At 68.9% G+C, this 9,551-nt stretch carries 8 protein-coding genes; 4 read left to right on the forward strand and 4 right to left on the reverse strand.

What is annotated here, in order from left to right; all coding sequences use genetic code 11:
- From VEG08_10730 to VEG08_10745, 4 genes are all read left to right on the forward strand, one after another.
- The coding region (locus VEG08_10730; GenBank protein HXZ28461.1) for an anhydro-N-acetylmuramic acid kinase at positions 1 to 318 on the forward strand (318 nt) is incomplete at its 5' end.
- A gap of 92 nt (positions 319 to 410) precedes the next feature.
- On the forward strand, positions 411 to 1,892 hold the full coding sequence (locus VEG08_10735; protein HXZ28462.1) for an ABC transporter substrate-binding protein: 1,482 nt from the start codon (positions 411 to 413) through the stop codon (positions 1,890 to 1,892).
- Between the two features lie 37 nt (positions 1,893 to 1,929).
- Positions 1,930 to 2,721, forward strand: coding sequence for a TIGR00282 family metallophosphoesterase (locus VEG08_10740; protein ID HXZ28463.1), 792 nt, complete (start codon positions 1,930 to 1,932; stop codon positions 2,719 to 2,721).
- A 33-nt stretch (positions 2,722 to 2,754) separates the two neighbouring features.
- On the forward strand, positions 2,755 to 4,605 hold the full coding sequence (locus tag VEG08_10745; GenBank protein ID HXZ28464.1) for a type II and III secretion system protein: 1,851 nt from the start codon (positions 2,755 to 2,757) through the stop codon (positions 4,603 to 4,605).
- Between the two features lie 18 nt (positions 4,606 to 4,623).
- Here the strand turns inward: VEG08_10745 and VEG08_10750 are convergent, their stop codons facing one another.
- From VEG08_10750 to VEG08_10765, 4 genes are all read right to left on the reverse strand, one after another.
- Positions 4,624 to 5,517 carry a DsbA family protein gene (locus tag VEG08_10750; GenBank protein HXZ28465.1) on the reverse strand — a complete coding sequence of 298 codons (894 nt, stop codon included), beginning with the start codon at positions 5,515 to 5,517 and terminating at the stop codon, positions 4,624 to 4,626.
- An 85-nt stretch (positions 5,518 to 5,602) separates the two neighbouring features.
- Positions 5,603 to 7,243 (reverse strand): NAD+ synthase, encoded by a 1,641-nt coding sequence (locus VEG08_10755; GenBank protein ID HXZ28466.1) that lies wholly within the window; start codon positions 7,241 to 7,243, stop codon positions 5,603 to 5,605.
- A 55-nt stretch (positions 7,244 to 7,298) separates the two neighbouring features.
- Positions 7,299 to 8,378, reverse strand: coding sequence for a hypothetical protein (locus tag VEG08_10760; GenBank protein HXZ28467.1), 1,080 nt, complete (start codon positions 8,376 to 8,378; stop codon positions 7,299 to 7,301).
- A 71-nt stretch (positions 8,379 to 8,449) separates the two neighbouring features.
- Positions 8,450 to 9,487: a hypothetical protein gene (locus VEG08_10765; protein HXZ28468.1), complete on the reverse strand. Its 1,038-nt coding sequence runs from the start codon at positions 9,485 to 9,487 to the stop codon at positions 8,450 to 8,452.
- Positions 9,488 to 9,551: the final 64 nt, after the last annotated feature.

A 9,551-nucleotide genomic window follows, 5' to 3' on the forward strand; every position in this document is an offset into this window, starting at 1 on the left:
ACCGCGACCGCGCTGACCGCACGCTCCATCGAAGTGGCGCTGCGGCGCTTCGTGCTCAGGGATGGCGGCTACCGCGAGTACATCGTCTCCGGTGGCGGCGCCGCCAATCCCACCCTGGTGAAGATGATCCAGGCGGAGATCGCCAACCTGGGGCTGCGACTGCGGCGCTCTGAGGAATTCGGGCTGCCGCGAGCGGCCAAAGAAGCCGTGGCCTTCGCCCTGCTCGCCTACCAGACCTGCCAGCGGCGGCCGGGGAACATGCCTGCGGCCACGGGGGCGGAGCGGGCCGTCGTCCTGGGCAAGGTCTCCTATCCATGACGCGGGATTGCGGATTGAAGATTGCAGATTGCAGATTGTCGCGGCGGCGCGGAGCTTCGATCTGCAATCTGAAATCTGCAATCTGCATTCTCTTGCTCCTGCTGCTCACCTCCTGCGCGCAGCGCCCCGATCCCAACACCGTGGTGATGCTGATCGAGAGCAGCCCGACGAACCTGGATCCGCGGGTGGGCACGGACGCCTATTCGGAGCGCATCGACCAATTGCTCTTCGACGCTCTGCTCACCCGCGACGACCACTTCGACGTCCAGCCCGGCCTGGCCGAGCGCTGGGAGACGCCCGACCCGCGCACCTACGTCTTCCATCTGCGGAGCGGGGTGCGCTTCCACGACGGCCGCCCGCTGGGCGCTCGCGACGTGAAGTGGACTTTCGACAGCATCCTCAATGGCACGGTGAAGACGGCCAAGGCCAGCGCCTACCGCTACGTCGCCTCCGTCGAGACGCCCGACGACGCCACCGTCATCTTCCACATGAAGGAGCCCGACGCCATGCTGCCCTGGAACGTCTCGGAGGGCGCCAGCGGCATCGTGCCCTACGGCAGCGGGCCGGAGTTCAGCCGGCATCCCATCGGCTCCGGGCCCTTCCGCTTCGTCAGCCTGCAACTGGATAAGGAAGTGGTGCTGGAGCGCAACGACGCCTACTGGGGCGCGAAGCCGAAGATCGCGCGCGTACGCTTCGCCATCGTCCCCGACTACACTACCGAGGCGCTGGAGCTGCGCAAAGGCTCCGCCGACATCGCGCTGAATTCCCTGACCCCGGATACGGTGCTCACCCTGGCGCGCGACCCGGGGCTGCAAGTGGAGCGCGCGCCCGGCTCCATCTACAACTATCTGGCCTTCAACCTGACCGACCCCATCCTGAAGGACGAGCAGGTGCGGCAGGCCATCGCCTGCGCCCTTGACCGCCGGCCGCTGATCCAATACCTGTGGCGGGACATGGCGCGTCCCGCCGCCAGCCCCCTGCCCCCGGAGAGCTGGGCCTACGACGCCGGCGTCCCCGCCTGGCACCACGACCCCGCGCGGGCGCGGCAGTTGCTCGACCAGGCCGGCTACCCCGTCCGCAACGGCGTGCGCTTCCACCTGCTCTACAAGACCTCGACCCAGGAGGTGCCGCGCCTGCAGGCCGCCGTCTTCCAGCAGCAACTGCGCGAGGTGGGCATCGCGGTGGACATCCGCACCCTGGAGTTCGGGACCTTCTACTCGGATGTGCTCAAAGGGGCCTTCCAGATGTACTCGCTGCGCTGGATCGGGGGCAACGAGGCCCCCGATATCTTCGACGTCTTCTATTCCGCCAACGTGCCGCCGCGGGGCGCGAATCGTGGTCACTACTCCAACCCCAAAGTGGACGCGCTGATCGAGGCCGGGCGGCGCGAGACCGACGAGGCCAAGCGCAAGCAGATCTACGCCCAGATCCAGGAGATCGTGGGCGAGGAACTGCCCTACGTCAGCATCCTCTACCTCGACAACGTGATGGTGCATTCGCGGCGGGTGCGCAACCTGCGCCTCGACCCCTCCGGGAACTACAACTTCCTGAAGACGGCGGAACTGGCGCCGTAGCGGGCGTCGTGCGGGCGCATGGTAGTATCAAAAGACCGTGCGCATTCTCATCATCGGCGACATCTTCGGGCGGCCGGGGCGGCACATCGTGCGCGACCACCTGGCCGACATCGTCGCCCAGCGCCGGATCGACCTGGTGGTGGCCAATGCCGAGAACGCCGCTGCCGGCTTCGGCCTGACGCCGGCCATCGCCGAGGAACTGCTGGCCACCGGCATCGAGGTGCTCACCACCGGCAACCACATCTGGGACAAGAAAGAGATCATCGAATACCTGCAGTCGCCCAACGGCTCCGCTCGGCGCGTGCTCCGGCCGGCCAACTACCCCGCGGGCACGCCCGGCACCGGGCTGTACCAGGGCACCACCCGCGGCGGCGTGCCCTACGCCGTCCTCAATCTGCAGGGGCGGGTCTTCATGGGCAGCAACGACGATCCCTTCCGCACCGCCGACGCTCTGCTGAAGACAGTCCAGGCCAAGGTGGTGCTGGTGGATATGCACGCGGAAGCCACCTCGGAGAAGCTGGCCATGGGCTGGTATCTGGACGGGCGGGTGACGGCGGTGGTCGGCACCCACACTCATGTCCCCACCGCCGACGAGCGGGTACTGCCCGGCGGCACCGCCTACCTCACCGACCTGGGCATGACCGGGCCCTACGACAGCATCATCGGGGTGCAGAAGGAGCAGGTGCTGCAGCGCTTCCTGAGCAGCATGCCGGCGCGCTTCGAGCCAGCCACGGAGAACGTGTGGCTGTGCGCCGCTCTCATCGAGTGCGATCCGGCGAGCGGGCGGGCCGCCTCCATCGAGCGCTTCGTGCTCAAGCAGCAGCCCTGAACCCCTCCCGGCGGAGTACAATTCCTTTTCCCGATGCGTGAGCGGACCCTGGCGGCGGTGTTGTCCCTGGCGGTGGCTCTGGCCCTCCCCGCCTGGGCGGCGGAGCAGCCGCCCGGAGAGTGTGCCGACGAACTGAAGACCGCTGCGGGAAGCTGCGCCGGCAAGCAGGAGATCAAGCAGGCGGGCGCCGCCTTCGATCGCGGGGTGAAGCTGGCGGCTTCGCGCCATACCGCCGCCGCTTTTGCCGCCTTCGACCAGGCCGCCGGGCTGCTTCCCCACAACCTGGAGTACGTCACCGCGCGGGAAGTGGCGCGCCAGCAACTGGTCTTCGAGCACCTGGAGCGCGGGAACGATCTGCTGGCCAAGCAGCAGTCGCTGCCGGCGCTGGCCGAGTTCCGGGCGGCCGTGGAACTCGATCCCGGCAACGCCTTCGCTCAGCAGCGGCTGAAGGACGCCCTGGGTGAGCGCGCGCCCCGGCTCACGCACGGGTTGCAGTTGGCCTCCGAATCCGCCGAGATCGAGCTGGCGCCCCAGGTCGGCCTCCGCGACTTTCACTACCGCGGGGACACGCGCGGGCTGGTGGCCCAGGTGGCGGCGGCCTACGGGGTGAGCGCCGTGATCGACGAGTCGGTGCTCGCGCGCCCCGTCCGCTTCGACCTGGAGCGCGTGGACTTCGAGACCGCCATGCGGGTGGCGGGCATGATGGGCAAGTTCTTCTGGACGCCCTTGAATCCCCGGCAGATCCTGGTGGCCGCCGAGACTCCCGAAAACCACCGCCAGTACGACCGGGTCTCGGAGCGGACCTTCTATCTTCCCTTCGCCACCACGCCGCAGGAGATCAACGAACTGGTGGGGGTGCTGCGCGGGCTCTTCGAGATCCGCAGCATCTCGCCCAGCGCCAGCAAGGGCGTGCTGGTGCTGCGCGCGCCCAAACCGCAACTGGACCCGGCCACGCGCTTCCTGGAGTCCCTGGGCGAGGGCCGCGCCCAGGTGCTGCTGGACATGAAGGTGTACGAGATCAGCCAGACCTCCCTGCGCAACCTGGGAGTGCAGTTGCCCCTGCAGTACCAGATGTTCAACCTCCCCTCGCTGGCGTCGTTGTTCGCCGCCAACCCTTCCCTGCTCGACCAGATCAACCAGCTCATCGCCTCCGGCGGCATCAACCAGGCCAACACCCAAGCCATCGCGGCGCTGCTGGCGCAGGCGCAGGCGCAGTCGGCCAACCCGCTGCTCACCACGCCCTTCTTCATCTTCGGCGGCGGGAGCACCACCATGGCGGTCACCGTCCCTCCGGCCGTCCTGAACTTCAGCTTCAACTCCTCCAACTTCCGCAGCCTCGAGCACATGACCCTGCGGGCCAGCGACGGCGATCCCGCCACCTTCTTCGTGGGCCAGCGCTTCCCGGTGCTGAACGCGACCTTCTCCCCCATCTTCAATACGCCGGCGGTGGCCCAGGTCATCGCCAACAACAGCTTCATCGCCCCCTTCCCGTCGTTCACCTACGAGGACCTGGGCCTGAGCGTGAAGGCTACTCCCCAGGTGCACCCCAGCGGCGACCTCACCCTGCTCCTGGACATGACCATCCAACAGCTCGCGGGAGTGAGCGCGAACGGCATCCCCGCGCTGGTGCATCGCGAGTACGCGGGCACGGTCAGGCTGAAGAACGGCGAGACGGCGGTGGTGGTGGGAGCGATCTCGCGCAGCGACCAGCCGGAGCGCACCGGGCTGCCGGGGCTGGGGAACCTCCCCGTGCTGGGGCGGCTGGTCACCAACGAGAACGTGCAGCACACCGAGGACGAGCTGCTGGTGGTGATCACACCGCGGCTGGTGAGCCCGTCCGAAAGCTCGGCCCAGACCGAGATCTGGCTGCCCTATCCCCGCTAGGCTCTTCCCGCGCGGCCGTCAGTGAGCGCCCTGCCCGGCGGGGCGAGGCGCCATCTGCGCCTCGAACTCCACAATGGCCTTGAATTGCTCGTAGGGCATGGAGTTCAGGTTGCTGATCCTGCGCCCATTCACGAACAGCGTAGGCGTGCCGCCGACGCCCACGGACTTGCCCAATTCGATGGAGTCGTTGATGGGCACGAAGGTGGCGGGCTGGGCGGCGCAGGCAGCGACAGCGTCAGGACGGGCGCCCGCCGCCGTCACCAGGTCGCGCAGGCGCTGGGGCGCGTTGTCGGCGGTGATCTGCTCCTGGTCGTCGTAGACGCTCTGGACGAAGGGGAAGAACGCCGCCGGCTTCTCCCGGCGCACGCACTCGGCGAACTGGGCTGCGGTCATGGCCCAGTCGTGGCTGGGCAGGGGAAATTCCTGGAAGACCAGGCGGGTGTTGGGAAGATCGGCGAGCAGGCGCTGCAGGGTGGGCTGCGCCGCCTTGCAGTGCGGGCACTGCAGGTCGCTGAACTCCCAGATGGTGACCGGGGCGGCGGCGGGACCGGTGGCCGCCCCCTTGGCCTTGCGCTCCAACGCCTCCCGGGCGGCCTGGAAGGGATCGGCGCCGAAGGGGATCACGTCGCCGACCACGGCATGCTTGCCGTCGGCGCTGACATAGAAGCGGGTGAGGTTCTGCGGCCCACCCACCGCCACCGTGACCTCCGCCATGCCCGGGATCTCGGAGGGTCGGATGCCGGCCACCGCCCAGTTCAGCGACTTGTCCCAGCCGAACATGCGGCGCATGAAGGCGTTCACGGTGGCTTCCGTGGGCAGCCCGGCGGCGCGCGGCGCGGAGGACGGTTTGGTCTGGGCCGGGATGCTCCCGGCCAGCAGCAGGACAAGGGCAAGAGCGCGACAGCGGCGCATGGGTCTCCTTGGGTACGAGCGTGAGCGGCGTGGTGCGGCCGCGCCCCGGAAGTCTAAACGAGAGCGGGAGGCGTGAGAAGGGGCGCTAGAGCTCGGGCCTGGCGGCGATGGGAAAACGCCGGCCCACGCCGAAGGCCTTGGCGGTGATCTTCAGGCCGGGGGCGGCCTGCTGGCGCTTGTATTCGCTCGACTGCACCAGGCGCACCACCCGGCGCACCAGCTCCCGATCGAAGCCGTGGGCGGCGGCGATCTGCTCGGCGGAGTGGTTGTCCTCCACGTAGTCCTCCAGGATGGCGTCCAGGACCTCGTAGGGAGGCAGCGAATCGCTGTCGAGCTGGTCGGGGCGCAACTCGGCGGATGGCGGCTTCTCGATGGATGGCCTGGGAATGACCGGCTTTCGCGAGTTCACCAGCTCCGCCAGGCGATAGACCATGGTCTTGGGGACGTCGGAGAGCACGCCCAAGCCGCCCGCCATGTCGCCGTAGAGGGTGCAGTAGCCGACCCCCAGCTCGCTCTTGTTGCCGGTGCTCAGCACCAGCGCGCCGAACTTGTTGGAGAGGGCCATGAGCAGGGTGCCGCGGATGCGCGACTGGATGTTTTCCTCGGTCACGTCCTGGGGTCGGCCGGCAAAGAGCGGGGCCAGGGCCTGGCGGAAGTGCTCGAAGATGGGGGTGATGGCGATGGTCTCGAAGCGGATGCCGAGGTTCGCGGCCAGGGCGCGGGCGTCCTCCACGCTGCCGGCAGAGGAGTAGGGCCCCGGCAGGCCCACCCCCATCACGTTCTCCTTGCCTAGCGCCTCCACGGCGATGCAGGCAGTGAGGGCGGAATCGATGCCCCCGCTCAGCCCGATGAGCACGCGCTCGAAGCCGCACTTGCGCACGTAGTCGCGGGTGCCCAACACCAGGGCGGCGTAGGCGCTGGCTTCGCGGCCGGCGATCTGCTCGTGGACGTCGCCGGACAGGGTGTCGCAATCGAAGAAGACCAGGTCCTCTTCGAAAGACCTGGCCTGGGCCACGACCCGGCCATCGGGAGCAAGCACGAAGCTGGAGCCGTCGAAGACCAGGCTGTCGTTGCCGCCCACCTGGTTGACGAAGACCACCGGCACCTTGTACTCGCCGGCGATGGCCTGCAGCATGCGCCGGCGCAATTCGCGCTTGTCCAGGCTGAAGGGCGAGGCCGAGACGTTGAACAGGAAGTCGCCGCCGGAGCGCAGCAGTTCCTCGACCGGGTCCACGCCGTAGAGGCGGCGGTTCCAGAAGTGTTTGTCGTTCCAGGCATCCTCACAGATGGTGAGGGCCACGCGGCGCCCGCAGAAGGAGAAGAGTTCCTGGCGGTCGGCGGGAGCGAAGTTGCGCATCTCGTCGAAGACGTCGTAGGTGGGCAGCAGGCGCTTGGACTGCACGAACTCGACCCGGCCGTCGTGCAGCAGGGCGGCGGAATTCATCACCGACTTGCCGGTCTCGGCTCGCGCCGGAGTCACCAGCCCGCAGATCACGGCGATGCCGCGCGTCTGCCCGGCGATGGCCTGCACCGTTTCCTGGTTGCGGGCGACGAAGGAGGCCTTTTCCACGAGGTCGCGCGGCGGGTAGCCGCATACCGAGAGTTCGGGAAAGAGGATGAGTCCCGCCCCGGCGGCCTGGGCGCGCTGCGCCGCATCGATGATCTTCGCCGAGTTGCCCTGGAAGTCCCCGACCGTGGGGTTGATCTGCCCGAGCGCGACCTTCACTCCTCCAGTCTACCGCAGGCAGCGGGAAAGGAACCGGGGGAAGCGGGCGCTGCCCCTAGCCGGGCCCGCCGGGAGGGGGCGGAGGCGGGGTCCCCGGGCCATTGCCGGGGCTTGGCGGGTTAGGACTGGGAGGAGCGCCGGGGCCGGTGTCCTGGGGCATGAGCACGGGACCGCCGGGCTGCTGGGGCGCGCCGTCGGGCGGAGCTTCGCCGGGCCGCCGCAAGGTGGGCGGCTCCTGGGGAGCACCCTGGGAGCCGGCTGCTTGCCCTGCTGCCTGCGCCGGCCGGGCGTAGCCTTCCACTTCAGGCTCGGTGCGCACGATCTTGCTGCCGTCCACCTTCATGATCTCCAGCCGCACCACCTGCTCGCCGATGAAGCGCACGAACTGCACGTCCTCCGGGGGCTCGCCGAAGATCCATTCTTCGTAGTCGACGCCGTACGCGTCCTTTTCCCGGACCTTGTGCAGGGGCTTGCCCAGGGCGGCGATCACCATCTCGTGGTCCATGCCCACCAGGACGTGGTGCGCCTTGATGGCCTCGCGCAGTTTGGGCGGCAGGGTCTCGGCGTAGGCCTCGGCAGAGCTGTGCGAGTTGAAATCGAAGACCGGGTCCAGCAGCGAGCGGATCTCGTGCGCGTTGAGCTCGGGGACGTACTTGGGGAACTTCAACTCCACGTAGGAGCCGAGGGCATTCTCCGAGGTGTTGGGCGGGGCCACCGAGGTCATGCCGCCCCCGATGCCGAGCTGCAGGTGCTGGTACCAGTGGCCGCCCTTCTTGGGCCCGCCGTTGATCTCGAAGACGATGCTGTCGTCCCGGAAGTCGATCTTGGTGATGACCGCCATGTCGCCGGGCTTGGCGGCGAGGCCGTGGTCGGCGATGAGCTGCGCCACGCCGCTGTCGTCGGGGGTGATGACCCCGGTGGCGCTCAGCACCAGGCCTTTCTTGCCCCGGGGAAAGGGCTTGCGCACGTACACGCGCTCGGCCGCCAGGCTCTGCAGGATGGCGACCTTGGTCGCCTCACTCATGGGCGGAGAAGGCGCGGGCAGGGTATCGCGGTCCTTCTTCTTGGAATCGGCGAAGGCGGAGAGCCCCCAAAGGAAGGCCACGAGGAGCACCGCACTGCAAGACCGCTTCATGGAAACCCCGGCCCAATGCTCCGCCTATGATTCCCTTTTTTGGGCGGGATTGCAACCGCGGAGGGCGCTTTTTACAGGCGGGCAGGCGCCCGGCCGCGGCGCGGTCCATAGACCAGGCCCTGGCGGGCCACGCGGAAGGGCAGCAGGCGCCCGCCGGCGCGGTTCAGAGCCTCGGCCACGCGCGCCCGCGCCTCCGTCTCCACGCAGAAGAGGACGCAGCCGCCGCCGCCGGCGCCGCAGACCTTGGCCGCGCGCGCGCCCTGGCGCAGGGCCGTCTTCACCAGCTTCTCGATGAGCGGGGTGGCGATGCCGGGAGCATTGGTCTTGCGCAGCTTCCACTCCTCGCGCAGCAAGCGCGCCACCTCGTCCCAGTCGGCGGCGACCAGGGCCGCGCGCATGGCGCGGGCGATGGCGGCGATCTCCTCGAAGTTGCGGAAGACCCGGCGGTCGTCGTTGATGTGCGCCTGGAAGACCTCCCAGTTGTTGATCCCGGACTGCCGCGGCGCCCCCGTGTAGGCCAGCAGGAAACGCCGGTCGATCTCGTCCAGGTCCACGCGCAGACGCTCGTGGCGCACCCCGCCGGGCTCCAGGTGGATGGCGCTGGCTCCGCCGTAGAGCGCGGGATAGTAATCCTGGCATCCGGTGGGCACGCGGATGAGCTGGGCTTCCACCTCTTGCGCCACCACCCGCATCTGCTCGCGGGAGAGGCGGCGGCCGGTGAAGCGCGCCAGGGCGGCGGTGGTGGCGATCATCAGCGCGGAGGAGCCAGAGATGCCCGCGCCGGCGGGAGACTCGGAGTCGGTCTCGATCTCCAGGCCGCCGTGGGGAGCGAAGAAGCGTACCAGGTAGGCAGCCAGCGGATGGCGGAAGCTGCGGGCGCGGAGCAGCGCGTCCAGGCGGGCAAAGCTCTCCTCCCGGCCGGTGTCACGGGAGCGCAGGCGGATGCGGCGGCCGGGCCGCCGCGTCAGCCGGCATTCGGTCTGGATCTCCACCGCCAGGTTCACGGTCACAGCCCCGGGATGGAAGAGGTAGAGCGGCCAGATATCGAGAGTACCGCCCGCCAGGTCCACGCGACAAGGTGCACTGGTGATGATGCTCCTGGGCCTCATGGCGCAGCCATTCTACGACACCGCCGCGCTGCCCCGCGCCGTGAGTCCCGGGCCGCGCGCCGGC

The sequence above is a fragment of the Terriglobales bacterium genome, from assembly GCA_035624475.1.
Lineage (GTDB): Bacteria > Acidobacteriota > Terriglobia > Terriglobales > Acidobacteriaceae > DASPRL01.

Excerpts from the sequence above, each read along its gene's own strand:
- VEG08_10745 (HXZ28464.1), top strand. The coding sequence starts at position 2,755 with ATGCGTGAGCGGACCCTGGCGGCGGTGTTGTCCCTGGCGGTGGCTCTG.
- VEG08_10750 (HXZ28465.1), bottom strand. The coding sequence starts at position 5,517 with ATGCGCCGCTGTCGCGCTCTTGCCCTTGTCCTGCTGCTGGCCGGGAGC.
- VEG08_10760 (HXZ28467.1), bottom strand. The coding sequence starts at position 8,378 with ATGAAGCGGTCTTGCAGTGCGGTGCTCCTCGTGGCCTTCCTTTGGGGG.
- VEG08_10765 (HXZ28468.1), bottom strand. The coding sequence starts at position 9,487 with ATGAGGCCCAGGAGCATCATCACCAGTGCACCTTGTCGCGTGGACCTG.